Annotated in this window: 1 pseudogene; it reads right to left on the minus strand. The window is 70.0% G+C overall.

The features are described 5' to 3' along the window. A pseudogene (locus SB754_RS22460) lies at positions 1-243 on the minus strand (hypothetical protein); the annotation flags it as partial.

Below are 243 nucleotides of genomic sequence, written 5' to 3' on the forward strand. Positions count from 1 at the left end.
GTTCCTCGAGCCCCGGGGGAATGTCCTGGACCACAAACTGGTAGGTCTGGATGCTGTCGCCCCACAGCCGTTCCAGGCGCTGCGCGGACTCCAGGACCCAGGCGTCAAAGCGTTCCGAACGGGTCCGGGATCCCGCCAGGTGGGCCGGAATGAGTTCACCGCGCAGTCCGCGCCCGTGCCGGTTGCGGCGGCGCCGGTGAAACGGGCGCTGCGTCCCGTATCCGGGCGACGCCGGAGTGGAAC

Source organism: Leifsonia sp. SIMBA_070 (assembly GCF_046534635.1).
Taxonomy (GTDB): domain Bacteria; phylum Actinomycetota; class Actinomycetes; order Actinomycetales; family Microbacteriaceae; genus Leifsonia.